The following is a 24,890-nucleotide window of genomic DNA, read 5'->3' as shown; positions in this document are numbered from 1 at the left end:
ACCCGCTGAGCTGACCGGGTCCCCCCGAACCGCACGGCCCGAGGGCGCGTCGACCACCCGGCCGACGCGCCCTCGCCCCATGCCGGCCGTCCCCCACCCCGCCCCGCAGAGTTCGCGCTCTTTCACGGGATCAGTGGCGTCGTGCTCGCCGGAGGCCACTGATCCCGTGAAAGAGCGCCCGCGTGGGGCGCGGCGGGACGCGGCGGGTGGGTGGGGGTGGTCAGTTGGTGGTGAGGAGGTGGTCGATCAGGGTTGGGGCGACCGGGTCCTCGTCGTCGTTGGTCAGCACGACCAGCCGGCGGTCGGAGTCCGGCAGCCAGGCGACGAACGCCTTGAAGCCGAGGTTGTGCCCGGAGTGGCCGACCGACCGCTCCCCCGCCAGCGGGCCGACGAAGCAGCCGTACCCGTACGCCTGCGGTCCGGAGCCGGCCTGCGCGTACGCGGTGATCATTTGTGCGACCGAGGCGGGGGTGAGCAGTCGGGCGTCCCGCAGCCCGTCGAGCCAGGCCAGTAGGTCGCCGGCGGTGCACCAGACGTCACCCGCGCCCATGCTCACCGTGTCCAGGTCCCAGGAGAGCACCGGACGGCCGCCGGAGTGGCCCGTCGCCACGTCGGCGCGTCCGGCGCCGGAGCCGGCGAAGCTGCCGGTCATGTCCAACGGCGCGAAGACCTCCTCCGCCAGGAAGTCCCGGTACGCCCGGTCGGCGGCCCGCTCGACGGCGCGGGCGAGCAGAACGTAGCCCGGGCTGCTGTAGTGCCAGCCCGCACCGGCGGCGAACAGCGGCGGGACCTCGCGGAACACGGCCAGCAGTTCGTCGGGGTCGATCGCGCCGGCCAGGTCGAGCAGCGGGTACTCCTCCCAGTGCCCGAGGCCCGAGGTGTGGGTGAGCAGGTGGTGCAGGGTGATGGGCCGCCAGGCCGGCGGGCAGTTCGGCACCCACCGGTCGACGGGATCGTGCACGTCGAGCCTTCCCCGCTCGGCGAGGAGCAGGACGGCCGCGGCGGCCATGTTCTTGCTGATCGAGGCGATCTGGAACCGGGTCCGGCCGGAGCAGGGCTGACCGGTGGCGTCGTCGGCGAGGCCGGTGGCCTGCTCGACGGCGCGCCGGTCGCCCTGGGCCAGCAGCACCATGCCACGAAGGAGAGACGGGGTCGACATCGGTCGAGCCTAGGCGCGGACGCGTCCCCGGTGGGGGGCCGCCGACGACCCTCGCGGCCGGCGACACCGCTCCTCCCGGGGTGCGGCACCATGCACCGCCCGACGGGGGCCGCCGGTGCCTCACCCGGAGTCGATCAGGCCGCCCGGGGCGAGATCAGCCCTTCTCCAGGTACTCCGCTCGTTCCTCGTCGACCAGGGCGGCCACCGATGCGGCCAACGCCGGGTGGCGTTCCAGCTCCGGGTCCTCCTCGACCAGGGCGATCGCCTCGGCCCGGGCGTCCCGGATCAAATCGGCGTCGCGCAGCAGCGACAGCAGCCGCAGGTGCGAGCGCCGGCCGGACTGGGTGGCCCCGAGCACGTCGCCCTCGCGGCGCTGCTCCAGGTCCAGCTCGGCGAGCTTGAAACCGTCCGTGGTGGACGCCACCGCGTCGAGGCGCTCCCGGGCCGAGGAACCCTCGGCCGCCTCGCTGACCAGCAGGCAGAGGCCGGCCGCCGAGCCCCGGCCCACCCGGCCGCGGAGCTGGTGCAGCTGGGAGACGCCGAACCGGTCGGCGTCCAGCACGATCATCACGGTGGCGTTGGGCACGTTGACACCCACCTCGACGACCGTGGTGGCCACCAGCACGTCCAGGTCGCCGGCGGCGAAGGAGCGCATCACGGCGTCCTTCTCGTCGGCGGGCAGCTTCCCGTGCAGGATGCCGATCCGCAGCCCGTGCAGCGGCCCCTCGGCGAGCAGCGGGGCGACCTCGGTCACCGCGAGCGGGGGCCGTCGGCCGTTGTCGTCCTCCCGGGGCGGCTCCTCCTCCGACGCCGGTCCCTCTCCGATCCGGGGGCACACCACGTACGCCTGGTGGCCGGCGGCGACCTCCTCGCGCAGCCGGCGCCAGGCCCGGTCCAGGAAGGCCGGCTTCTCGGCGGCCGGCACCACGTGCGAGGCGATCGGCGAGCGCCCCTGCGGGAGCTGGGACAGGGTGGACGTCTCCAGGTCGCCGTAGACGGTCATCGCCACCGTGCGCGGGATCGGGGTGGCCGTCATCACCAGCACGTGCGGCGGCTGGTCGGCCTTGGAGCGCAACGCATCGCGCTGCTCGACGCCGAACCGGTGCTGCTCGTCGACCACCACGAGGCCCAGGTCGGCGAAGTCCACCCCCTCGTACAGCAGGGCGTGGGTGCCGAGCACGATCCCGGCCCGCCCGCCGGCCACCTCGGCGAGGGCCTGCCGGCGGGCTGCCGCACCGAGCGAGCCGGTGACCAGCTCGACCCGGGTGGCGTCGTCGGCGGCACCCAGCTCACCGGCGCGGGCGAGCGGGCCGAGCAGGTCGAGCATCCCCCGGTGGTGCTGGGCGGCGAGGACCTCGGTCGGGGCGAGCAGCGCGGCCTGCCCGCCGGCGTCGACCACCTGGAGCATCGCCCGCAGCGCCACCACCGTCTTGCCGGAGCCGACCTCGCCCTGGAGCAGCCGGTGCATCGGGTGCGGGACGGTCAGGTCGGCGGCGATCTCCGCGCCGACCGTCCGCTGGCCGGGCGTCAGCTCGTACGGCAGCCGGGCGTCGAACGCGTCGAGCAGCCCACCGGCGCGGGGTGGCCGGGCCTTCGCCGGCCAGGCGGCGGCCCGGAGCTTGCGCTGCACGAGGGTGAGCTGCACGGCGAACGCCTCGTCCCACTTGAGCCGGCGGCGGGCCCGGTACAGGTTCTCCTTGCTGGACGGTCGGTGGATCTCGCGCAGCGCGGTGCCGATCCCGACCAGTTTGCGGTCGGCCCGGACGGTGGCGGGCTGCGGGTCCTCCGGCGGGGTGAAGGTGTCCAGCACCACCCGCACGCAACGGGCGATCACCCAGGTCGGCACCGCCGCCGCGGCCGGATACACCGGGATCAGCGCCCCGGCGAACTCCTCGACCTCCTCGTCGACCGCGGCCTCACCGTCGCCGCCGTCGCCGAGCATGACGTACTCCGGGCCGTTGAGCTGCCGCTTGCTCCGGAACTCGGTGACCTTGCCGGCGAACAGCCCCCACCGGCCGGGACGCAGCTCCCGCTCCCGCCACGCCTGGTTGCCGAAGAAGGTCAGGGTGAGCACACCGCCGGAGTCGTCCCCGACGGTCACCTCCAGGAGGTTGCCCCGCCGCTGGCGCATCGGCCGCACGGCGGTCTTCTGCACCTGGGCCAGGACGGTGACCTGCTCGCCGACGTCCAGGGAGCGGATGTCGGTGTGCTCGCCGCGCTCGTCGTACCGGCGGGGGAAGTGGTAGACCAGGTCACCGGCGGTGTGCAGGTCGAGGTGCGCGGCCAGGGCCTTGGCCGTCTTCTCCCCGACGAGCTTCTTCAGCGGCGTGTCGACCGTGGCCGGCTCGGACGTCGTCATTCGACCCCCACCAGGAGCGGATAGTGCGGTTGGCCGCCCGGGTACGCCTGGACCTCCACGAACGGCCAGCGCCGGGCGACGTGCTCGGCGACGGCGGCGGCCAGCCCGTCGGGGGCGTCCGCGCCGGAGAGCAGGGTGACCAGCTCACCGCCGCCGCCGAGCATCCGGTCGACGACGGCGGCGCAGGTGTCGGTCAGATCCACGCCGATCAGGTGCACCTCCCCCTCGACCAGGGCGAGCACGTCGCCGGGGCGGCACGGGCCGGCGACCGTCAGCGCCTCCCGGCCGGCCCAGCAGACCTCGGCGTACCGGCACGCGCCCGCGGCCTCGGCCATCGCGATCACGTCGTCGGCGAAGCGGCGCTCCGGGTCGCGCACGGCGAGGGCGGCCAACGCCTGCACCGGCGACCGGGTGGGCACCACGCTGACCTTCACCCCCAGCGCGTGCGCCTCCCGCGCGGCGGCGCTCGCCACGGCCTGGGTGTTCGGGTCGTTGGGCAGCACCACCACCCGGGCCGCCGCGGTGGCCAGGATCGCGTCGAGCAGGTCACGGGTGGACGGGTTGCCCGGCACCACCGTCGCCCCCTCGCCCGCGCACAGCTCCGCGATGCCGGCGCCGGAGGCGACCACCACGGCCGCCCGGCCGTCCCGCGCCGGCGCGGCCACCTGGTCCGCGAAGCGGGTCACCGAGATCCGGTACGGCCGGCCGGCCTCCACCCCCGCCTCCACGGCCGCGCCCACGTCGTTGACGTGCACGTGCACGTTCCAGGTGGTCGACGCCGCATCGGTGGCCCCGTCGCCGACCACCACCAGCGAGTCGCCGAGCCCGGCCAGGATCTCCCGCAGCCGGGCGACCGCCTCGGGCCCGGCGTCGAGCAGGAACTGCACCTCGTACGCGTACTGCGCCGAGCCGGTCTCCCGCACGGCGGTGGCCGGCGGGCGGGCCTCGCGCGGGGCGGGCGCCGGCCGGTGCGGGCTCTCCCCCGTGATCGCCTCGACCAGCGCGTCGAGCAGCAGGCACAGCCCTCGGCCGCCGGCGTCGACCACGCCGGCGCGGGCCAGCGCCGGCAACTGCTCGGGGGTACGCGCCAGGGCCCGGGCGGCGGCCCCGGCCGCCGCCCGGGCGACGGTGCGCAGGTCGTCGCTGTCCGCCGACTCCGCCGCCCCGGCCGCCGCCGCGACCACGCTGAGCAGGGTGCCCTCGACCGGGCTGGCGACGGCGGCGTACGCGGCGTCGGTGGCGTCGCGCAGCGCGGCGGCCAACTGGCGGCCCCGCACCACCGGCGCGGTGGCCAGGGCGTCGGCGAAGCCGCGCAGGATCTGCGACAGGATCACCCCGGAGTTGCCCCGGGCGCCGAGCAGCGCGCCGCGCGCCATCAGCCGCAGCGCGTGCCCGTGCGGGGTGGACCCGCCGTCGCCGACGGTCTCCAGGTCCATCGCCAGGGCCTGCTGGGCCGAGGTGAGGGTGAGCACGAGGTTGGTGCCGGTGTCGCCGTCGGGGACCGGGTAGACGTTGAGGTCGTCGATCTCCCCCTGGTGCCGGCGGAGCGCGGCCAGCCCACCCGCGCACCAGCGGCGCACCGCGGCGGCGTCGAGGGTGTCCAGCACGGCGAGAAGCCTACTGGCGCACACCGACACCCGCCCGGGCCGACCGCCCCGCCCCGGCGTGTCCACCCGCCGTCATGCCCGACAGGGGCCGGTTGGCCAGGCACGGGGGGCATCGGGTAACCTGACCAGGTTGCCCGGGCAGCGCCTGGCGGCGACCTCATGAACGTTTCAAACCCAGGAGTATCCCGTGGCTAGCGTGTGCGACGTCTGTGGCAAGGGACCGGGCTTCGGCCACAACGTGTCCCACTCGCACCGGCGGACCAACCGCCGCTGGAACCCGAACATCCAGTCGGTGCGTACCCCGGCCGGTGGTGGTAACACCAAGAAGTTGCAGGTCTGCACCTCCTGCATCAAGGCCGGCAAGGTCACCCGCGCCTGACGCGGTAGCGCCGACCCCACCATTTTCGCCGGACAGCCGGCGGGCCTGAGGGCTCGCCGGCTTTTCGTGTCCGCCCCGAACGTCGCCCGCCGGCCCGGCAGGCCACCGCGCCGGGGCGGCCGGTCAGAGGGTACGGCCGAAGGAGAGGCAGCCCGGGGCGTCCTGGTAGAACCCGAAGTTCGGGATGCTCTCGTACCCGGCCGAGGTGTACATGGCGATCGCCTCGGGCTGCTTGTACCCGCACTCCAGGATGAGCCGCTTGCGTCCGTGCTCGCGCGCCGACCGCTCGACGGCCGCGAGCACCGCCCGCGCCACGCCCCGGCCGCGCGCCGCGGGGCTGGTGTACATCCGCTTCAGCTCCGCGGTGTCCCCGGCGTCGCCGTGGCTGCGCCAGCCGCCGCACCCCACCGGCTCCCCCGCCAGGTACGCGACCAGGAACGCCCCGCCCGGCGGCTCGAACTCGACGGCGTCGACCGGGGTGTCGTCCCCGCTGCCCCCGTACCGCTGGCCCAGGTCCGCCAGGGCGGCCCGGATGAGCCCCTGCGCCTCCGGCGAGTCGAAGCGGGCCGCGCGGATCTCGATCTCACTCACGGAGTGAAGGGTACGTCCCTGACCAGTGCCTACCGGAAGTGGTCCCAGCCGGCCGGGCCGGCGTACGGCGCGCCGTCGACGGTCACGCCCGCGCCCTCGACCACCCGGCCGACCGGCCGCCACGGCGCGGGCAGCACCACCGCCGGGGGGAAGGTCGCGGCCAGCGCGTGGTCGTCGCCGCCGCCGAGGATCCACGAGTACGGGTCGACCCCGAGTGCCTGGGCGGCGTCGCCCATCTGCCGGGGCACCTCGAAGGCGTCCCGGCGTACGTCGATGCCGACCCCGCTGGCCCGGGCCACGTGCCCGAGGTCGGCCAGCAGCCCGTCCGACACGTCGATCATGGCGGTCGCGCCGAGCCGGGCGGCGTGCGGCCCGGCCGAGTACGCCACCTCGGGCCGTCGGTACGCCTCGACCAGCAGCTTCGGGGTGCGGAAGCCCCGGGACAGCACGGTGTACCCGGCGGCGGCGTACCCGCTGCGGCCGGCCAGGGCCAGCACGTCTCCCGGGCGGGCGCCCGAGCGGACCACCGGGGCCCGGCCGCCCAGGTCGCCGAGGGCGGTGACCGCGATCGTCAGCGTCGGGCTGGCGGACATGTCGCCGCCGACCACGCTCGCCCCCACCGTGGCCGCCTCGGCGGCCAGCCCGTCGGCCAGTTCCTCGGCCCAGGCCGGGTCCAGGTCCGCCGGCATGCACAACGCCACCAGCAGTGCGGTCGGGGTGCCGCCCATCGCCGCGATGTCGGCCAGGTTGGCCGCCGCCGCCCGGTGCCCCACGTCCCGGGCGCTGGACCAGTCCCGCCGGAAGTGCCGTCCCTCGACCAGCACGTCGGTGGACGCGACGACGCGGGCGTCCGGCGCGGCCAGCACCGCGGCGTCGTCGCCGGGCCCGAGCAGGCAGGCCGCCCCCTGGGGCAGCCGGGCGGTGACCCGGTCGATCAACCCGAACTCGCCGATCCCGGCCACGCTCATGCCCGTCCCCCGTCGTGCCCGTACCCGCCGTGGGCCCGGAACCGTCCCACGCCGCACCCGCTGTCGCGCCCGTCGCGCTCGCTCACCGCTTCTCCTTGGCCACCGATAGGGATCAGACCTGGTCCGTAAGGTAGTTTCACCCTTCGGGCCGCCCACGGGCGGCGACGGACGGAGGTCGAGTCGTGGTACAGGCGTACATCCTCATCCAGACCGAGGTCGGTCGGGCGCGTGACGTGGCCGGCCTGATCGCGGACCTTGCCGGCGTGGTCCGGGTCGACGCCGTCACCGGGCCGTACGACGTGGTCGTGCTCACCGAGGCGAACACGGTCGACGAGCTCGGCAAACTCATCGTCAGCAAGGTGCAGATGGTGCCCGGCATCACCCGCACCCTCACGTGTTCGGTGGTGCGCCTGTAAGTGGACGAGATCACTTCCTCCTCGGACAAGACCGACGACAGGACCGACGGGGCCGACAAGACCGACGGGCGGACCCAGGGCCCGGCGCGCCGGAACCGGACCAACCGGAGCGCGGCGCTGGTGGCCACGCTGGTCGCCGTCCCGGTGACCGTGGCCGTGGCCGGATTCACCTTCGCCAAGCTCACCCCGGACACCCCGGCCGCCGAGCCGGGCCCGTCGGCGACCAGCGCCCGGCCGCAGTCCACCGCGCCGGTCGAGATGGCCGCCCCGAAGCTGGCCGAGCGACCCGAGATCGTGTGCCGCGCGCTGACGTCGCAGCTCCCGCCGACCGTGCGGGATTTGGCCCAGCGGCCGGTCACCGCCGGCCCCGAGCAGAACGCGGCGTACGGCGATCCGGCGCTCACCGTCGCCTGCGGCGGCGACGAGCCCACCCCCGGGTCCACCGACGACGTCTGGGTGGTCAACAAGGTCTGCTGGTACGCGGTCGAGGGGCCGGACGCGACCGTGCTCACCACCCTGGACCGGGAGACCGCCGTGCGGGTCACCGTTCCCCACTCGTACGGGTCGGCCCTGCAGTGGGTGAGCCCGATCGCCGACGTGGTGGTCGCCTCGGTGCCCTCCGGCGGCGCCGTCCCGGCCGGCTGCACGGGCTGAGCGCAAGCCGTGCCCGCCCGGCGCGGCGGGACCCGACGCGGGTTCAGTGCAGGCCGACGCCGCGCCGCTGCGCGGTGCGGATCAGGCGGTTGACCAGCTTCGGGTACTCCAGCCCGGAGGCGGCCCACATCAGCGGGAACATCGACGTCGGGGTGAACCCCGGCATGGTGTTGATCTCGTTGAGGTAGATGTCCATCTCGGGGGTGACGAAGAAGTCGACCCGGGCCAGCCCGGCGCAGTCCAGCGCGGCGAACGCGCGGACGGCGTACTCCTGCACCTGCCGGGTGACATGGTCGGGCAGCGGCGCCGGGAGGTCGTACTCGGGCTCGGAGAGGTACTTCGCCTCGAAGTCGTACCAGTCGTGCGCGCCGCCGGCACGCACCTCGGCCAGCAGGGACGCCTCGGCCCCGCCCCCGGCCTCGCCCTCCAGCACGCCGCACTCGATCTCCCGGCCGACGATCGCGCCCTCGACCAGCACCTTCGGGTCGATCTCCCGGGCGGCGGCGACGGCGGCCTCCAGGCCGGCCCAGTCGTCGACCTTCGTGATGCCGAACGACGAGCCGGCCCGGGACGGCTTGACGAAGACCGGCAGGCCGAGCCGCCGCTTGTCCTCCTCGGACAGGGTCACCCCGTTGCGGAGCACCGCGTACGGCCCGACCGGGATGCCCTCGGCGGCGCAGAGCTTCTTGGTGAACTCCTTGTCCATGGCGGCGGCGGAGGCGAAGACGTTCGCCCCGACGTACGGGATGTCGGCCATCTCCAGCATCCCCTGGATGGTGCCGTCCTCACCGTAGGCCCCGTGCAGCACGGGGAAGACCACGTCGACGTCGGCCAGCGCCCGGGGGCCCTCGGCCGGGTCGAGCACCATCAGCCCGTTGCCCGTCGGGTCGGCGCGCAGCACGATGTCGGCGCCGGCCTCGGCGGTGATCTCCGGCAGCCGCCGGGCGCTGATCGCCAGGTCGCGAGGGTCCCCGCTGGTCAGCACCCACTTGCCGGCCCGGGTGATACCCACGGGGACCACCTCGAACTCGTCCGGGTCGAGCGCGCCGAGGACGCTGCCGGCGCTGACGCAGGAGATGCCGTGTTCGGGGCTGCGACCGCCGAAGACGAGGGCCACACGGGTCTTGCCTGGGGTGGTCACTCGGTCACCCTTTCGTCCGCGACTGCGAGGCTGGTGGTGCTCGCCGGTGGTGCTCACCCGGTTGACCTTACTGTGGGTGGCGAGATATGGATGCCGATACCCGGGGAGAGCGGCAATACACCGCAACCGGTCAACATTGCCTAAACGCAGCGTAATCGCATCAGCTCGCCCACGCCTACTCGCCCGCACGCCTCTTGCGCCCGCACGTCTCTTGCGCACGCCCGACTCCCGGCGAGGATGCGCATTCGGGAGCCTTTGGAGCTGATGTCGCAGACGACTCACCCCATCGGCCGCCACGGACCGAAGAGCCGAGGGCAACGAGTGAGGACGCGGGCCGGGCGGACGGGCGAGAGCAGCGCATCCCTGGCCGGGACGTGATGTCGCAGACGACTCAGCTCCAAAGGACGCTCGGGGCGGTCGGCGGTCGGCGGTCGGCGGTCGACCAACGATCAAAGACCGTAGCGGCGGTCAGAGGCCGTAGCGGCGGCCGACCGCGATCACCTTCACCCGCTGCCGGCCGGCCCGCACCATGCCCAGCGCCATGAACGCGCCGGCGATCCGGTCGGCCGCCTCCCGGCTGCTCGCGCCGACCACCTGCCGGCGCCGCTCCGGCGCGCGCCGCTCGTCCCGGACGACCCCGTCGACGGGCCGGACGTCGGTGAGCACCACCAGGAACCGGGTCATCGCCGCTCTCCAGCCCTGCCCCACTCCGACCGGGCGGACGCCTGCTCCGGCTCCGCCGTGGTCGCCGCCAGGCCGCCCGAGGGGTCCCGGCACACGTAGGCCAGGCTCGCGTGGATCCACGCGTCGTCGTTGTCGCGAAGCACCGGATGCGTGCACCAACGGCACCGCGACACCCGGGGCCAGGAGGCGGTCACCGTCATGCGATTCCCTTCCGGTGCGTCCCGGGTGGCGGCACGCGGCGATCGGGTACGGGGGAGAAAACCCGATCGCCACGCGCCCCATCCCCTCCGGTCACTCACCACCGCCGTCGCCACGACAACCGGTGGTGAGGAACTGGTCACACATTGACATGTGGATGGGCGTGAATGCAACTCTCATCGGCGTTCTCTCATGTACACCTTCCCGAAGATGTATGTCACCATCAATGCATGGCTCCGAAGACCGCCAGAGCCCGACGGCTCGGCATCGCGCTACGTACGCACCGGGAGGCGGCCGGCCTCACCCTCGAGGCCGCCGCCGACGAGATCAACAGCACCCGGAGCACCCTGTCCCGGTACGAGAACGCCCAGACGTTGATCAGCCCGGCCACGGTGCGCGCCCTGCTCACCCTCTACGGCGTCGGCGCCGACGAGCTGGCCGCGGCCGTCCAGCTCGCCAAGGACGCCCGCAAGCCGGGTTGGTGGGTGTCCTACTCGTACCTGCTGGACCGGCGGACCATCGACTTCATCGCGCTGGAGGCGGAGGCGACCGGCATCGCCAACTTCGAGCCGTCGGTGGTGCCCGGCCTGTTGCAGACGGCGGACTACATCCGGGCGGTGATGCGGGGCGGCCCGCACACCCTCAGCGACGACCAGGTGGAACAGCGGGTCCACCTGCGACTCGACCGCCAGCAGCGGCTCACCGACGAGGACCCACCGATCCTCGACGCGATCATCGACGAGGGCGCGCTGCTGCGCCCGGTGGGCGGTGCGAACGTGATGGAGGGGCAACTGCGTCACCTGCTCAAGACGGCCGAGCTGCCCAACATCACCGTCCAGGTGATACCGCTGGCCGCGGGCTACCACCGGGGCACCCGGGGCTCGCTGCACATCCTGGAGTTCCCCGACCCGGAGGATCCGATCATCGCGTCGGTGGAGACAGTGGCCGGGCAGATGGTCCTGGACCGGCCCGGCGACCTGCGCACCTGTACCAAGATCATGGAACATCTACGGTCGGTCGCGCTCAGCCCCTCGGCCAGCCGGGAACAGCTTTTCCGCATCCTGAAGGGACGGTAGGACCATGACCCCGACGACGAGCACGGCGCTGGCCGCGGCGCGATGGCGCAAGAGCAGTCGCAGCGGCGACGAAGGCGCCTGCGTGGAGATGGCGGTCGTGCCCGGCGCGATCGCGGTCCGCGACTCCAAGGACCCGGCCGGCCCGGCACTGATCTTCCCGCCGGCAGCCTGGACCGCCTTCGCCGCCGCCCCGCCCCGCCCCTGACCGCCGCGCCGGCCGGGGTCCCGCCCCGGCCGGGGGGTCCCGCCCCGGCCGGCGCGGCCCGCCCCGGCCGGCACCCGCCCGGCCCCTCGTCGTGGTCCACCCGCCGCCCGGTCCGCACCGCCGGCCGGCGGGTGGGCCACCACCGCACACCACCACCCCACGGCGCCCCGCCCGCCGCGGCCGACCGCACCGCCGGTCGCCGGGGCGGGTCAGCCCGGACGACGAGCGGTCATCGCGGTGGCGTCGAGGTCGTCGTCGTGCACCACGGCCGGCTCCAGGCCCAGTCCGGTCAGCGTCGCGCGCAACGCGTCGACCTGGCCGGCGGACACCTCCACGACGAGGTGCCCGCCCGGGGCGAGCCAGTCCGCCGCCGCCTCGGCCACCCGGCGCAGCACGGTCAGCCCGTCGGAGCCGCCGTCGAGCGCCACCGGGGCCTCGTGCAGCCGCGCCTCGGGCGGCATCAGCGTCACCGCGTCCGTCGGCACGTACGGGGCGTTGGCCACGATCAGGTCGAGTTCGCCCCGCCACCGCACCGGCAACGGCTCGAACAGGTCGCCCTGGTAGACCGGCACGCCGAGGTGGGCGAGGTTGCGCCGGGCGCAGGCCACGGCCGCCGGATCCAGGTCGGCGGCGGCCAGCCAGCGGGGGGTGAGCCGCCCGGCGAGCACCAGCGCGGCCGCGCCGGACCCGCAGCACAGGTCGAGCACCGCCGCGCCGGGTCGGGTGACCGCCGCAGCGGCCGACACCAGCAGCGCGGTACGCGCCCGTGGCACGAACACGCCGGGGTCGACGCCGATCCGCAGGCCGCAGAACTCGGCCCAGCCGAGCAGGTGCTCCAGCGGCAGGCCGGCGACCCGCCGGTCGACCAGGTCGGTGAGCCGCCCGGCCGAGTCGGCGGCGGCGATGAGCAGTTCCGCCTCCTCCTCGGCGAAGACGCAGCCGGCGGCGCGCAGCCGGGACACGAGGGCGGGACGGTCGGGGTGGAACTCGATGGACGTCATGCGCAGCCTCCGGGAAACGCTCGTCGGCGGCTCAGGCGTCGAGGGCGGTGGTGACGTCGGCGAGCAGGTCGGCGGTGTCCTCCACCCCGCAGGAGAGCCGGACGAAGCCGGGGGCGGTGTCGTCGCCCCACTGGGCCCGGCGGTCCGCCGTGGTGTGCAGGCCGCCGAACGAGGTGGCCGCGGCCACCAGCCGGGCCGCGTCGACGAACCGGCCGACCCGCTCGGCGTCGCCCAGGTCGAACGAGAGCACCCCGGGCAGCCGGCGCATCTGCGCCGCCGCCACCGGGTACGCGGGGTCCCCGGGAAGGCCCGGCCAGCGCAGGCCGGTCACGTCGGGGCGGCCGGCGAGCAGCCGGGCCAGCGCCTCGGCGTTGGCGGACTGCCGGGCCAGCCGCAGGTCGAGCGTGGCCAGCGAACGGTGCGCCAGCCACGCGTCGAACGCCCCGGGCACCGCGCCGGTGACGGTGCGCCAGGCGGTGACCGGGTCGAGCAGCTCCGGCGTACGGCTGGCGACGTAGCCGAGCAGCAGGTCCGAGTGCCCGGTCAGCGCCTTGGTGCCGGAGGCGACCACCAGGTCCGCGCCGAGGTCGAGCGGGCGCTGGCCGAGCGGCGTGGCGGTCGTGTTGTCGACCGCGACGAGGGTGCCGGCGGCGTGCGCGTCCCGGGCCAGCGCGGCCACGTCGGCGACGTCCAGGCCGGGGTTCGCCGGGGTCTCCAGCAGCGCCAGCCGGACCCCGCCGAACGACGGGTACGGCCCGGCGGTCGGCGCGAAGAGCACCCGCACGCCGATCCCGGCGAGGGTGTCGGTGGCGAACGCCCTTACCGGGAAGTACCCGTCGGCGGGCAGCAGCACGGTGTCACCGGGACGCAGCAGCGCCAGCAGCAGGCCGGTGATCGCCGCCTGACCGCTGGCGAAGACCCGGACGTCACCGCCCTCCAGCTCGCCGATCGCCGCCTCCAGCAGCCGCCGGGTCGGGTTGTCCGGCCGGCCGTAGCCGTTCGGGCTGGCCGCCGGCCCCCGCCACGGATCGAGGTGGTACGGGGCGGCCAGTACCGGGCCGGGCAGGAACGGGTCCCCCGGCACGGGCTCCGGCAGGCCGGCCCGGACGCACCGGGTGCCGTCGCCGTCGCTGGTCGGCGCGTTCATCCGGGCCTCACTCGTACGACTCGGGCTTGGCGGTCCGGCTCATCAGCGCGTCCACCGCGAGCCGCGGGTCCATCCCCTCGTGACAGATCCGCTCGATCTGCTCGGTGATCGGCATCTCCACCCCGTGCGACCGGGCCAGGTCCCGGATGGCCAGGCAGCTCTTCACGCCCTCGGCGGTCTGCCGGGTGGCCGCCTGGGCCTGCTCCAGGGTCTCCCCCCGGCCCAGGTGCTCGCCGAAGGTCCGGTTGCGGGCCAGCGGCGACGAGCAGGACGCCACCAGGTCACCCATCCCGGCCAGCCCGGCGAAGGTGATCGGGTCCGCGCCGAGCGCCACCCCGAGCCGGGCGGTCTCGGCCAGCCCCCGGGTCATCAGCATCGCCCGGGTGTTGTCCCCGAAGCCCATGGCGGTGGCGATGCCGTACGCGAGGGCGATCACGTTCTTCACGGCCCCGCCCAGTTCGCAGCCGATCACGTCGTCGTTGGTGTACGGCCGGAAGTACGGCGTCCGGATCGACGACTGGACGAGCTGGGCGCGGCGGTCGTCGGTGCCGGCGACCACGGTGGCGGCGGGCTGCTCGGCGGCGATCTCGGGGGCGAGGTTCGGGCCGGAGACCACCACCACCCGGTCCGGGGTGACCCCGGCGGTCTCCACGATCACCTCGCTCATCCGCCGGGTGGTGCCCAGCTCGATCCCCTTCATCAGCGACACCAGCGTCGAGTCCGGGTGCAGGTCGCCGGTCCACTCGGCGAGGTTGCCGCGCAGCGTCTGCGACGGGACGGCCAGCACCACGATCTCCGCGCCGGTGATCGCCTCGGCGGCGTCCGCGGTCCCGGTGACCCGCTCGGGCAGCCGCGCCTGCGGCAGGTACTCCGGGTTGCGCCGGTCCCGCCGGATCGCCTCGGCGACGGGCCGGCGACGGGCCCAGATCGTCACGTCCCGCCCGGCGTCGGCGAGGATCTTGGCGAACGCCGTTCCCCAGGAGCCGGCCCCCAGCACGGCCACGTGCCCGGTCATGCCGCATCCCCCTCGTCCTGCCGGGAGCGGGCGGCGGCGGGGCGGGCCGGCCGTTCCCAGAGCGGGGGCGGCGTCCCGCCACGGATCTCGGCGAGCTGGTCGCGTAGGCGGATCATGATGGCGTCCGTCATCTCTTCCAGGATGGCTTTGCTGGGCGTCGAGCCGGCCCACCGGTCCAGGTCGACCGGTGGCCCGGCGACCACGGTCACCGGGATGCGGGGCCGCAGGCTCAGCCGGTTGGTCCGGGGGTCGAAGATCCGCTCCGGGCCCCACATGGCAACGGGGATCACCGGGGCCCCGGTGGCCAGCGCCAGCCGGGCGGCGCCGGTCTTGCCCCGCATCGGCCACAGCTCCGGCTCACGGGTGGTGGTCCCCTCCGGGTAGATCACCACCGCGCCCCCCTCGGCCAGCGCGGCGACCAGGGAGTCCAGCGACTTGACCGCGTCCACCGTGCCGCGCTCCACCGGAATCTGCCGGCACCGGTGCAGGATCCAGCCGACCACCGGCACCCGGAACACGCTGGCCTTGCCGAGGAACTGCGGCCAGCGCCCCGCGTCGTAGACGAAGTGCGCGGAGACCAGCGGGTCGGCGTGCGACAGGTGGTTCGGCACGATGATGATCCCGCCGTCGCGGCGCAGTTGCTCCATGCCCCGCCAGGTGCGCCGGGTCCAGACCGTCATCACGGGCTTCACCAGCACCACGGCGAACCGTCGCCAGAATCCCAGCCTGCGCCGTGTCACCCTGCCTCCTCCTGGCCCCGACCCGCACACCGCACCGCCGCGCGTCGCCCGCAGCGAAATCATGCCTGCTCGCCCCGGGTACGGCCAGTGAGGGTACCGCCGCCCGACTGGCAGGATTGTGCCGTGCGGCAGCGGACCTGGACTGTGGTGGTACCGGTGAAGCGCCTCGGCGTGGCGAAGAGCCGGCTGCGCGGGGCGCTGCCCGCCGTACCCCACGAGGAGCTGGCGCTGGCCCTGGCGGCCGACACGGTCGCCGCGGTACGGGCGTGCCCGGCGGTGGCCGACGTGGTGGTGGTCACCGACGATCCGAGGGTGGCGGCGGTGGCCGACGCGGCGGGCGCGCGGGCGGTGCCGGACCCGCCCGGCGCCGGCCTGAACGCCGCCTTCCGGCTGGGCGCCGCGGTCGCCACCGCCGGCGGGGCGTGGGTGGCCGGGCTCACCGCGGACCTGCCGGCGCTGCGCCCGGCCGAGCTGGCCGCCGCGCTGCACGCGGTCGCCGCCGGGCCGGCGGGGGTACGCCGGTTCGTGGCCGACGCCCCGGGCACCGGCACCGTGCTGCTCGCCGCGCCGCCCGGCGTGCCGCTGGCCCCCCGGTTCGGGGTCGGCTCGGCGGCGGCCCACCTGGCCGACGGCGCGCTGCCGCTGACCGGTGCCTGGCCGACCCTGCGCCGGGACGTCGACACCGCCGCCGACCTGGCCGCCGCCGCCCGGCTGGGGCTCGGGCCGCGCACCGCCGCCCTGGCCGGCGTCGGCCGGCCGGCCGCCCGTCCGGGCTGACCCGCCCGGCCCCGGCGCGGGGTGTACGGTGCTGCCATGCAGGGCACGGTGGCCACCTACGACGCGGCGACGCGCAGCGGCGTGCTGCTCCTCGACGACGGCACCGAGTTGGCCTTCCCGGCCCGGGCGTTCGACGCCTCCGGGCTGCGGCTGCTGCGGCTGGGCCAGCGGGTCCGGGTCGAGACCGACGGCGCCGGGGAGATCGTCCGGGTGACGTTGCCGACGATGCCCTGAGCTACCCGCCCAAGTTCATTTTGCGTTAACCCGTTCCGGGACATCATGAGCGGGTGAGCACCCCTCGCGAGCACCCCACCGGCCCGTCCACCGACCATCGACCCGTCGACGACCGCCCCATCGGTGAACGGGAGACCGGCGACCCGGCGCCCGCCCGCAACGGGTCCCCCCGGCGCGGCGTCGACGGCCGCTTCCGGGCCCGCGAGACCGCCGAGGACGAGCCGGCGGCGTCCGGCCCTGCCGCCGCGTCGGCCTCCGCCGGGCTGGAGGAGGTGCTCGACGCGCCCGTGGAGCAGCCCACGCCGGCGGTGCGGCCCGGGCCCGAACCCGACGACGAGCCGGCGCGGCCCGAGCCGCTGCCCGAGGACCGGTTCCTCAACCGGGAGCTGTCCTGGCTCGACTTCAACGCCCGGGTGCTGACCCTGGCCGAGGACCCGGCCACCCCGCTGCTGGAGCGGGCGAAGTTCCTGGCCATCTTCGCCAGCAACCTCGACGAGTTCTACATGGTCCGGGTGGCCGGGCTCAAGCGCCGCCTGTCGGCGGGGCTGCCGGTGCGCGGCGGGGACCGGCTGCCGCTGCGCACCCAGCTTGAGCTGATCACCGAGCGGACCGCCGACCTGGTCGGCCGGCACGCCGCCTGCTTCGTCGACGACGTGCTGCCGAAGCTCGCCGCCGAGGACATCCGGATCCTGCGCTGGTCGGACCTGGACGCGCCCGAGCGGGAGCGGCTGCGCACCTACTTCCGCGAACACGTCTTCCCGGTGCTCACCCCGCTCGCGGTCGACCCGGCGCACCCGTTCCCGTACATCTCCGGGCGGTCGTTGAACCTGGCCGTCGCCGTCCGCGACCCCGACGGCGGCTCGGAGCTGTTCGCCCGGGTCAAGGTGCCGAACAACGTGCCCCGGTTCGTCCGGGTCGCCCGGGACTCCCCCGGGGTGCGGGTGCTCCCGGTCGAGGAGCTGATCTCGGTGCACCTGGGGCAGCTCTTCTCCGGCATGCAGGTGGTCGAGTGCCACCTGTTCCGGGTCACCCGCAACGCGGAGGTGGAGGTCGACGAGGACCGCGACGAGGACCTGCTCCAGGCCCTGGAGCGGGAGCTGGCCCGCCGCCGGTTCGGCCCGCCGGTACGGCTGGAGGTGGCCGCCTCGATCTCCGACCACATGCTGGAGCTGCTGGTCCGCGAGCTGGACATGGACGGCCACGACGTGCTGCGGGTCCGCGGCCTGCTCGATCTGTCCGCGCTGTGGCAGCTCTACGGCGACGCCGACCGCCCCGATCTGAAGGATCCGCCGTTCGTGCCGGCCACCCACCCCCGGCTCACCGAGGGCGAGGTGCCGCGCAGCGTCTTCGCCACCCTGCGCGACGGGGACGTGCTGGTCCACCACCCGTACCACTCGTTCGCGACCAGCGTGCAGCGCTTCGTCGAGCAGGCCGCCGCCGACCCGGACGTGCTGGCCATCAAGCAGACCCTCTACCGGACCAGCGGCGACTCCCCGATCGTCGACGCGCTGGTCGACGCCGCCGCCGCCGGCAAGCAGGTGGTGGTGCTGGTGGAGCTGAAGGCACGGTTCGACGAGGTGGCCAACATCGGCTGGGCGCGCACGCTGGAACGCGCCGGCTGCCACGTGGTGTACGGCCTGGTCGGCCTCAAGACGCACTGCAAGACCGCCCTGGTGGTACGCCAGGAGGGCAACCAGATCCGCCGCTACTGCCACATCGGCACCGGCAACTACCACCCGAAGACCGCCCGGCTGTACGAGGACTTCGGCATGTTGACGGCCGACCCGGAGATCGGCGCCGACCTCACCGACCTGTTCAACGTGCTCACCGGCTACAGCCGGCAGACCGCGTACCGGCGGCTGCTGGTGGCCCCGCAGGGGATCCGGCGGGGGCTCGTCGAGCGGATCGAACGGGAGATCGCCCACGTCCGCCTCGGCATGCCCGGGCTGGTGCAGTTCAAGGTGAACTCGCTGGTCGACGAGGAGGTCACCGACGCGCTCTACCGGGCGTCCCGGGCCGGGGTGCACGTCGACCTGCTGATCCGGGGCATGTGCACCCTGCGCCCGGGGGTGCCGGGGCTGTCGGACAACATCCGGGTCCGGTCGATCCTCGGCCGGTTCCTGGAGCACTCCCGGATCTTCCGGTTCGGCAACAACGGGGCCGCCGAGTTCTGGATGGGCTCGGCCGACCTGATGCACCGCAACCTGGACCGCCGGGTGGAGGCGCTGGTGCAGGTGAGCGACCCGGTGGCCCGGGCCGAGCTGGACCACGTGCTGGTCGCGGCGTTCAGCCCCGACGTGGAGGCGTTCGAGCTGGCCGGGAACGGCTCCTGGACCCGGCGGACGGGAACGCCGGACGCCCCGCTGACCCATCTGCAGGACCTGCTGCTGCGCCGCGTCGGTGGCACCGCCGGTTGAGCCTAGGCTGAGCGGATGTCGGAGCGGGACCAAATGATCCGGGCGGCGGGCGGGGTCGTCTGGCGCCCCGCCGGGGGCGACGTGCTGGTCTGCCTGGTGCACCGTCCCCGATACGGCGACTGGTCGCTGCCCAAGGGCAAGCTGGAGCCGGGCGAGCACCCGCTGTCGGCCGCCGTCCGGGAGGTCGCCGAGGAGGCCGACGTGCGGGCGGTGCCGCAGGTCCGGCTGCCCACCATGCGGTACCGCAGCGAGGGCCGGCCGAAGACCGTCGACTACTGGTCGATGCGGGCGGTCGGCGACGGCGGCTTCCAGCCCGACACCGAGGTCGACGAGATCCGCTGGCTCCCCGCCGGGGAGGCGGCGCGCCTGGTCAGCTACCCGCACGACGCCGAGGTGCTGGCCGCGTTCGCCGCCCTGCCGCCGGTCACCGCGACCGTGGCGCTGGTCCGACACGCCCACGCCGGCCACCGCGGCACCTGGTCCGGCCCGGACGCCGGCCGCCCGCTGGACGACACCGGCTGGGCACAGGCGCACGCCCTGGCGCCCCTGGTGGCCCTGGTCCGCCCGGTCCGGCTGCTGTCGGCCTCGGCCCGCCGCTGCGTGCAGACCCTGGACCCGGCGGCGGTCCTGCTGGACCTGCCGATCGAGGTGGCCGGCGACCTCGACGAGCCGCAGCCCGGCCAGGACCTCCACGAGCAGGCGCTGGCCGCGGCGGCCTGCCTGACCGAGCTGGCCGCCACGGGATCCGCCGCCGGGGTGTGCAGCCAGGGCAAGGTGATCCCCGAGGCACTGGCACGCCTCACCGGCCGGGCCGACGACTTCACCACCGCGAAGGGCGGCGGCTGGCTGCTCGCCTTCGCCGCCGACCGCCTCCTCGCCGCCGACCGCCTGTAGCCAGGGGGCCGGCGGGGCGGTCAGCCGGCCGGTGCGGGCCGCAGGACGAGGGTCACCGCGACCGGCAGGTGGTCGCTGGCGGTGCTGCGCGGCGCCACCGGGTCGGCGGCCACCAGCCCCGGCGAGACCAGGACGTGGTCGATCTGCTCGCGCGGATCGTCGGCGGGGCTGGTCGGCAGGGGACGGGCCGCGGCGAGCGCGTCCACCAGCCCGGCCCGGATGAACTCCGCGTACGCCGGGGCGCCCGGCTCGGTGTTCAGGTCGCCGGCCACGACGAGCGGCCGGCCGGCGGCGTACCCCAGGGCGAACGCCGCCACCGCGCGGGCCTGTGCCACCGGTTCCCGGCCGGGTGGCGGTTGCAGGTGGGTGGCGACCACCGCGAGCGGGACGCCGCCGATGTCGACGGTGACGCCGAGCGCCTGGGCGCCGGTGGGCGCGCCGAGGGCCGCCAGCGCCACGGTCCGGGCCGACGACACGGGGTACCGGCTGAGCACCGCGTCGCCCCACACCGGGTCGGCGGCGGGCGCGAAGACGTACGACATGCGCAGCCGCGCCGCGAGCAGGCCGAGGACGTCGTGGCCGCCGTTGAGCAGCCAGCCCCGGTCGACCTCGCCGAGCACCACCACGTCGGGATGTTCGGCGGCGGCCACCCGGGCCAGTTCGTCCGGGTCGAACCGTCCGTCCAGGCCGAATCCCATCCGGACGTTGTACGCCACCACCCGGACGCCCGCCGCCGGCCCGCCGGAGCGGACCGGCACGACCTCGGTGGACGACAGGTTCGTCGCCACGAGGGCGAGCAGGGCCGAGGCCGCGGCGGTCCGCACCGCCCACGCCCGGGACGCCGGCGGCTGCGCCGCCTCACCCCCGGGCCCACCGGTGAGCGCCACGACGGCGACGAAGCCGGCCACGGCGACCGGCACCGCCGCGTTGGGGTAGCCCAGGTCGTAGGCGGCGTAGTAGCCGACGGCGGCGACGGCGAAGAGCAGCATGCCCAGCACCGCCGCGAGAGCCGACCGGTCGGGCCGGCCCGGAGCGCCGGCCGGAGCCGCCCCGGCGAGGCCGAGGCAGGCCCCGGTGCCGGCGGCGGTCAGCAGGACCGCCGGTCCCAGCCAGCCGGGCTCACCGGCGGCGAACAGCGCCGCACCGGCCAGCAGCGCCAGCGGGCCGCCCAGCCGCGGGTACCCGCGGGGCGGCCGGGCCAGCGCGGTGAACAGGAAGAGGGCGACGGCCAGGCTGAACAGGACAGGCACCGCACCGGCGTCCGGCGAGCCGGCGAGCCCGTCGGCGGGGCCGCGCCGGTAGGACGACGCGGCCCACGTCACCGCCGGGGAGAGCGCCACCAGGCCGGCCAGCAGCAGCGCCGGGCCGGCGAGTAGCCAGGCGCGGGCGCCGCCCGGTTCGGCCGGTGGCGCCGGGCGGGCCGTCCCGGCCAGGAACAGCGCCACGAGGGCGACGCTGCCGGCCCACCCGGCCCAGCCACCCCGCCAGACCAGGTCGTACGTGCCGAGTGCCCCGTGCGCCACCGCGGCGACGGCCAGTCCGAGCGCCAGCCCGGGCACCGGGCGGTCAGTGCTGGCGGCGCGGCCGGCGAGCCAGAGCAGCCCGGCGACGAGGCCGGCGGTGGCCAGCCAGAGCTGGGTCCGGCCGCCCGGAGCGGCGGTGAGGGCGAGCCGGGCGCCGGCCAGCAGCACGGCGGCGGCGAGGACGACCGGGCGGGCCCCGAGCCGGCGGACCAGCGGGGGAAAGGCCAGGGCGAGCACGAACCAGCCGAGCGCGAACGCTCCCAGCAGTTCGGCGGGGGTGGCGGCGGCCTGCCCGAAGATGGTGATGACCGACGGGAGGAAGACCCGCAGCACGTCGGTCAGGACGACGACGCCCAGGGCGAGGGTGGCGGTGCTGAGGTGGCGGTAGCGCACGGGCTGCCTTTCGCCGACCGGCGGGGGTCCGGCGATTCTGCGCGCGCCGTCCGGCGTCGGTCAACGCCCGTCCGTGGCCCCGCCGCGTCGGCCCAGCTCTCGGGCCCGCACCGGCCAACGGACCGAACCGCCCCAGACCCGTCACCGAGCCGCGGCGGCGGGCGACCCGAGGCGGGCTGCCACCGGCACGGGCGGGCGACGTGAGGAACCGACGCCGACCGCGCGGCGGGCGACACCAGGAAGGGGCGCCAACCGGTGCGGTCGGCGCCCCTTCCTGCGGTCTCGGCCGGTCAGCGCTTGCTGGCCGCTTTCTTGGCCGGTGACTTCTTCGCCGGCGCCTTCTTCGCCGCCGTGCTCCTGGTCGCCGCCGCGGTGGTCTTCTTCGCCGCGGTCGACTTGGTCGCCGCCGCGGTCTTCTTCGCGGGAGCGGCCTTCTTGGTGGCGGTCTTGGTCGCCGTCGCCCTGGTCGCCTTCGCCGGGGCGGCCTTCTTGGTGGCGGCGGTGGCCTTCGCCCCGGCCGCCTTGGCACCCGCCGCCTTGGCAGTGGTCGCCTTCGCCCCGGCCGCCTTGGCGGTGGTCGCCTTGGCAGTGGTCGCCTTGGCGGTGGTGGCCTTGGCAGTGGTGGCCTTCGCCCCGGCCGCCTTGGCACCCGCCGCCTTGGCAGTGGTCGCCTTCGCCCCGGCCGCCTTGGCGGTGGTCGCCTTGGCGGTGGCGGCCTTGGTGGCGGCCGTGGCGGTCTTCTTCGCCGCCGCCGTGGCCTTCGGCACCTTGCCGCTGGCCACCATCTCCTTGAACCCGGCGCCGGGCCGGAAGGTCGGGACGGATGTCTTCTTGACCTTCACCGCCTCGCCGGTCCGCGGGTTGCGCGCTGTTCGGGCTCCCCGGGCGCGCTTCTCGAACGCTCCGAATCCGGTGATCGCCACCTTCTCGCCCTTGGTGACCGCCGCCTGGACCTCAGCGAGGACCGCGTCGAGCGCGGCCGTCGCCGTCTTCCGGTCCCCCAGGCGAACGGCGAGCGCCTCGATGAGCTCGGCCTTGTTCACGACTTCCTCCCGATTGTGCAACTGACTCGACGCGAGCCATTCTGCGCGCACGGTATGCCCTGTGCTGCCTGGACACAAACATTCGGCGGAAAAAAGCCCTTGTGTCGTAACGGATTCGCCCCCACCGGGCGGGCCGGTGGGGGCGGAAACCGATGGCGGATCGGGCGAACGGCTATGCCACGGAGGGCAGGAACGGCAGCCGGCCGCCCTCGTACACGGTGATGTCGGACTCATGGCGGAGGGTGAGTCCAATGTCATCCAACCCCTCCATCAGCCGCCACCGGCTGAAGTCGTCGAGGGGGAAGGGCCAGGCGGCGCCAGCGGCCCGGACCTCTCGGGAGGCCAGGTCGACGGTGACAGCGGTGGTCGGGTCGGACTCGACGAGGCGCCACAATTCCTCGACGGCTTTCAATTCCAACTCGACCGGCAGCAGACCCTCCTTGAGGGCGTTGCCGCGGAAGATGTCGCCGAACCGGGGCGAGATCACCGCCCGGAACCCCCAGTCCCGCAGGGCCCAGACGGCGTGCTCCCGGGACGACCCCGTACCGAACTCGGGGCCGGCCACAAGAATCGACGCGCCCGAATGTACGGAATCGTTCAGCACGAATGACGGGTCCTCCCGCCACGCGCTGAACAGCCCGTCGGCAAAACCGGTCCGGGTCACCCGCTTGAGGTACACGGCGGGGATGATCTGGTCGGTGTCCACATTGGAACGGCGCAGCGGCACGGCGGTGCCGGTGTGCACGGTGAACTTGTCCATCTGTCGCGGCTGCCCTTCTACAGGTCGGCGGGGGCGGCCAGCCGGCCGACCACGGCGGTGGCGGCGGCGACCGGCGGCGACACCAGGTGGGTGCGTCCGCCCCGGCCCTGGCGGCCCTCGAAGTTGCGGTTGGAGGTCGAGGCGGAACGCTCGCCCGGGGCGAGCGTGTCCGGGTTCATGCCCAGGCACATCGAGCAGCCGGCGAACCGCCACTCGGCCCCGGCGTCGGTGAACACCTTGTCCAGCCCCTCGGCCTCGGCGGCCTCGCGGACGGCGGCGGAGCCGGGGACCACGAGCATCCGTACGCCGCCGGCGACCTTCTGCCCGCGCAGCACGTCGGCGGCGGCGCGGAGGTCCTCCAGCCGCCCGTTGGTGCAGGAGCCGACGAAGACCACGTCGACGGAGAGGTCGCGCAGCGGGGTGCCGGGCGTGAGGTCCATGTACTCCAGGGCCCGGCGGGCGGCGGCGCGCTCGGAGTCGGTGCCGAACTCCTCCGGGTCCGGCACGGCCGCGCCCAGCGGGGCGCCCTGCCCGGGGTTGGTGCCCCAGGTGACGAACGGGGTGATCCGGCTCGCGTCGAGGGTCACCTCGGCGTCGAAGGTCGCCCCCTCGTCGGTGGGCAGGGTCCGCCAGTGGTCGACGGCCGCGTCCCAGTCGGCCCCCTGGGGCGCGTTCGGCCGCCCCTTGAGGTACGCGAACGTGGTCTCGTCCGGCGCGATCATGCCAGCCTTGGCGCCCCACTCGATGGACATGTTGGCGACGGTCATCCGCCCCTCCATGGACAGCGCGCGGATCGCCTCGCCCCGGTACTCCACGATGTGCCCCCGACCGCCGCCGGTGCCGACCTGGGCGATCAGGGCGAGCACCAAATCCTTGGCGGTGACGCCGGGGCCGAGCTGGCCGGTGACGTTCACGGCCATCGTCTTCGGGCGGGCCTGCGGCAGCGTCTGGGTGGCCAGCACGTGCTCGACCTCGCTGGTGCCGATGCCGAACGCGAGGGCTCCGAAGGCGCCGTGGGTGGCGGTGTGCGAATCGCCACAGACGATCGTCATGCCGGGCTGGGTGACGCCGAGCTGCGGGCCGATGACGTGCACGATGCCCTGGTTCGCGTCGCCGAGCGGGTGCAGCCGGACACCAAACTCGGCGCAGTTGCGGCGCAGCGTCTCGATCTGGGTGCGGGAGGTGGGGTCCGCGATCGTGAGCAGATCGCCGCGTCGCTGCTGGAACGCCGGATCCGCGTACCCCGTCGGGGTGTTGTGGTCCTCGGTCGCGAGCGTGAGGTCGGTGCGCCGCACGGGGCGGCCGGCGAGCCGCAGCCCGTCGAAGGCCTGCGGGCTGGTCACCTCGTGCAGCAGGTGCAGGTCGATGTAGAGCAGGTCCGGTTCGCCCTCGGCGGACCGGACGACGTGCGTGTCCCAGACCTTCTCGGCCAGGGTCCTCGGTTGAGTGACTCCCACCATCTGGACATCCTAAATTCTGGGAGGTAAATTTCGGCTTGTGGGACACAGT

24 protein-coding genes are annotated in these 24,890 nt (G+C 74.9%); 9 read left to right on the top strand and 15 right to left on the bottom strand.

Annotated features, from left to right (window positions below):
* Positions 1–220: 220 nt before the first annotated feature.
* The 3 genes from C5N14_RS06045 to C5N14_RS06035 form a co-directional block, all read right to left on the bottom strand.
* Positions 221–1,159 (bottom strand): serine hydrolase, encoded by a 939-nt coding sequence (locus C5N14_RS06045; protein WP_117666287.1) that lies wholly within the window; start codon positions 1,157–1,159, stop codon positions 221–223.
* Between the two features lie 154 nt (positions 1,160–1,313).
* The gene (gene recG / locus C5N14_RS06040) at positions 1,314–3,518 is read right to left on the bottom strand and encodes an ATP-dependent DNA helicase RecG (protein ID WP_117666285.1); all 2,205 of its coding nucleotides are present in this window, start codon (positions 3,516–3,518) and stop codon (positions 1,314–1,316) included.
* Positions 3,515–5,125, bottom strand: coding sequence for a DAK2 domain-containing protein (locus tag C5N14_RS06035; RefSeq protein WP_117666283.1), 1,611 nt, complete (start codon positions 5,123–5,125; stop codon positions 3,515–3,517). The genes recG and C5N14_RS06035 overlap by 4 nt, the downstream gene beginning before the upstream one ends.
* Before the next feature lie 187 nt (positions 5,126–5,312).
* On the opposite strand from C5N14_RS06035, the gene rpmB reads away from it, so the two are divergent.
* A complete protein-coding gene (gene rpmB, locus C5N14_RS06030; RefSeq protein WP_007456456.1) occupies positions 5,313–5,504 on the top strand; it encodes a 50S ribosomal protein L28 in 192 nt (63 codons plus the stop codon).
* A gap of 123 nt (positions 5,505–5,627) precedes the next feature.
* Here rpmB and C5N14_RS06025 read toward each other — a convergent pair whose 3' ends face one another.
* On the bottom strand, positions 5,628–6,095 hold the full coding sequence (locus C5N14_RS06025; protein ID WP_117666281.1) for a GNAT family N-acetyltransferase: 468 nt from the start codon (positions 6,093–6,095) through the stop codon (positions 5,628–5,630).
* Between the two features lie 29 nt (positions 6,096–6,124).
* Positions 6,125–7,063 carry a thiamine-phosphate kinase gene (locus C5N14_RS06020; protein ID WP_117666279.1) on the bottom strand — a complete coding sequence of 313 codons (939 nt, stop codon included), beginning with the start codon at positions 7,061–7,063 and terminating at the stop codon, positions 6,125–6,127.
* Between the two features lie 182 nt (positions 7,064–7,245).
* On the opposite strand from C5N14_RS06020, the gene C5N14_RS06015 reads away from it, so the two are divergent.
* Both C5N14_RS06015 and C5N14_RS06010 read left to right on the top strand, forming a co-directional pair.
* Positions 7,246–7,479, top strand: a complete 234-nt coding sequence (locus C5N14_RS06015) for an Lrp/AsnC ligand binding domain-containing protein (RefSeq protein WP_013284547.1) — start codon at positions 7,246–7,248, stop codon at positions 7,477–7,479.
* Positions 7,480–8,133, top strand: a complete 654-nt coding sequence (locus C5N14_RS06010) for a DUF3515 family protein (RefSeq protein ID WP_117666277.1) — start codon at positions 7,480–7,482, stop codon at positions 8,131–8,133.
* Positions 8,134–8,176: 43 nt separating this feature from the next.
* Here C5N14_RS06010 and C5N14_RS06005 read toward each other — a convergent pair whose 3' ends face one another.
* A complete protein-coding gene (locus tag C5N14_RS06005; RefSeq protein ID WP_117666275.1) occupies positions 8,177–9,274 on the bottom strand; it encodes a D-alanine--D-alanine ligase family protein in 1,098 nt (365 codons plus the stop codon).
* Between the two features lie 468 nt (positions 9,275–9,742).
* Positions 9,743–9,958, bottom strand: a complete 216-nt coding sequence (locus tag C5N14_RS06000; protein WP_117666273.1) for a hypothetical protein — start codon at positions 9,956–9,958, stop codon at positions 9,743–9,745.
* Positions 9,959–10,386: 428 nt separating this feature from the next.
* On the opposite strand from C5N14_RS06000, the gene C5N14_RS05990 reads away from it, so the two are divergent.
* Positions 10,387–11,232 (top strand): helix-turn-helix transcriptional regulator, encoded by an 846-nt coding sequence (locus C5N14_RS05990; RefSeq protein ID WP_117666269.1) that lies wholly within the window; start codon positions 10,387–10,389, stop codon positions 11,230–11,232.
* 4 nt (positions 11,233–11,236) lie between these two features.
* Positions 11,237–11,437 (top strand): DUF397 domain-containing protein, encoded by a 201-nt coding sequence (locus C5N14_RS05985; RefSeq protein ID WP_117666267.1) that lies wholly within the window; start codon positions 11,237–11,239, stop codon positions 11,435–11,437.
* Between the two features lie 209 nt (positions 11,438–11,646).
* Here C5N14_RS05985 and C5N14_RS05980 read toward each other — a convergent pair whose 3' ends face one another.
* Genes C5N14_RS05980 through C5N14_RS05965 form a run of 4 tightly spaced genes read right to left on the bottom strand, consistent with a single transcriptional unit; the run spans position 11,647 to position 15,340 of the window.
* Positions 11,647–12,438 carry a putative protein N(5)-glutamine methyltransferase gene (locus C5N14_RS05980; protein ID WP_117666265.1) on the bottom strand — a complete coding sequence of 264 codons (792 nt, stop codon included), beginning with the start codon at positions 12,436–12,438 and terminating at the stop codon, positions 11,647–11,649.
* A 31-nt stretch (positions 12,439–12,469) separates the two neighbouring features.
* On the bottom strand, positions 12,470–13,585 hold the full coding sequence (locus tag C5N14_RS05975; RefSeq protein ID WP_117666264.1) for a cystathionine gamma-lyase: 1,116 nt from the start codon (positions 13,583–13,585) through the stop codon (positions 12,470–12,472).
* A 7-nt stretch (positions 13,586–13,592) separates the two neighbouring features.
* Positions 13,593–14,600 carry an NAD(P)H-dependent glycerol-3-phosphate dehydrogenase gene (locus tag C5N14_RS05970; protein ID WP_117666262.1) on the bottom strand — a complete coding sequence of 336 codons (1,008 nt, stop codon included), beginning with the start codon at positions 14,598–14,600 and terminating at the stop codon, positions 13,593–13,595.
* Positions 14,597–15,340 (bottom strand): 1-acyl-sn-glycerol-3-phosphate acyltransferase, encoded by a 744-nt coding sequence (locus tag C5N14_RS05965; protein ID WP_117666260.1) that lies wholly within the window; start codon positions 15,338–15,340, stop codon positions 14,597–14,599. The genes C5N14_RS05970 and C5N14_RS05965 overlap by 4 nt, the downstream gene beginning before the upstream one ends.
* Before the next feature lie 123 nt (positions 15,341–15,463).
* Here C5N14_RS05965 and cofC point away from each other — a divergent pair, with 123 nt between their 5' ends.
* Genes cofC through C5N14_RS05945 form a run of 4 tightly spaced genes read left to right on the top strand, consistent with a single transcriptional unit; the run spans position 15,464 to position 19,662 of the window.
* On the top strand, positions 15,464–16,117 hold the full coding sequence (cofC, locus tag C5N14_RS05960) for a 2-phospho-L-lactate guanylyltransferase (RefSeq protein WP_207892622.1): 654 nt from the start codon (positions 15,464–15,466) through the stop codon (positions 16,115–16,117).
* Between the two features lie 36 nt (positions 16,118–16,153).
* The gene (locus C5N14_RS05955) at positions 16,154–16,351 is read left to right on the top strand and encodes a cold-shock protein (RefSeq protein WP_117666257.1); all 198 of its coding nucleotides are present in this window, start codon (positions 16,154–16,156) and stop codon (positions 16,349–16,351) included.
* Positions 16,352–16,404: 53 nt separating this feature from the next.
* Positions 16,405–18,768, top strand: a complete 2,364-nt coding sequence (locus C5N14_RS05950) for an RNA degradosome polyphosphate kinase (protein WP_371685800.1) — start codon at positions 16,405–16,407, stop codon at positions 18,766–18,768.
* Between the two features lie 15 nt (positions 18,769–18,783).
* The gene (locus C5N14_RS05945; protein WP_117666255.1) at positions 18,784–19,662 is read left to right on the top strand and encodes an NUDIX hydrolase; all 879 of its coding nucleotides are present in this window, start codon (positions 18,784–18,786) and stop codon (positions 19,660–19,662) included.
* A gap of 20 nt (positions 19,663–19,682) precedes the next feature.
* Here C5N14_RS05945 and C5N14_RS05940 read toward each other — a convergent pair whose 3' ends face one another.
* The 4 genes from C5N14_RS05940 to leuC all read right to left on the bottom strand — a co-directional run bounded on the left by C5N14_RS05940 (position 19,683) and on the right by leuC (position 24,841).
* Complete coding sequence (locus C5N14_RS05940; RefSeq protein WP_117666253.1) at positions 19,683–21,578, bottom strand: endonuclease/exonuclease/phosphatase family protein; 1,896 nt, start codon at positions 21,576–21,578, stop codon at positions 19,683–19,685.
* A 290-nt stretch (positions 21,579–21,868) separates the two neighbouring features.
* The gene (locus tag C5N14_RS05935) at positions 21,869–22,621 is read right to left on the bottom strand and encodes an HU family DNA-binding protein (protein ID WP_207892621.1); all 753 of its coding nucleotides are present in this window, start codon (positions 22,619–22,621) and stop codon (positions 21,869–21,871) included.
* Positions 22,622–22,793: 172 nt separating this feature from the next.
* Complete coding sequence (gene leuD / locus C5N14_RS05930) at positions 22,794–23,381, bottom strand: 3-isopropylmalate dehydratase small subunit (RefSeq protein WP_117666249.1); 588 nt, start codon at positions 23,379–23,381, stop codon at positions 22,794–22,796.
* Between the two features lie 17 nt (positions 23,382–23,398).
* A complete protein-coding gene (leuC, locus tag C5N14_RS05925) occupies positions 23,399–24,841 on the bottom strand; it encodes a 3-isopropylmalate dehydratase large subunit (RefSeq protein WP_117666247.1) in 1,443 nt (480 codons plus the stop codon).
* Positions 24,842–24,890: the final 49 nt, after the last annotated feature.

It is taken from the genome of Micromonospora sp. MW-13 (assembly GCF_003434305.1).
Taxonomy (GTDB): Bacteria; Actinomycetota; Actinomycetes; order Mycobacteriales; family Micromonosporaceae; genus Micromonospora.
The sequence above is the reverse complement of the archived record's forward strand: the minus strand, read 5'-3'. Positions and strand labels throughout refer to the sequence as shown.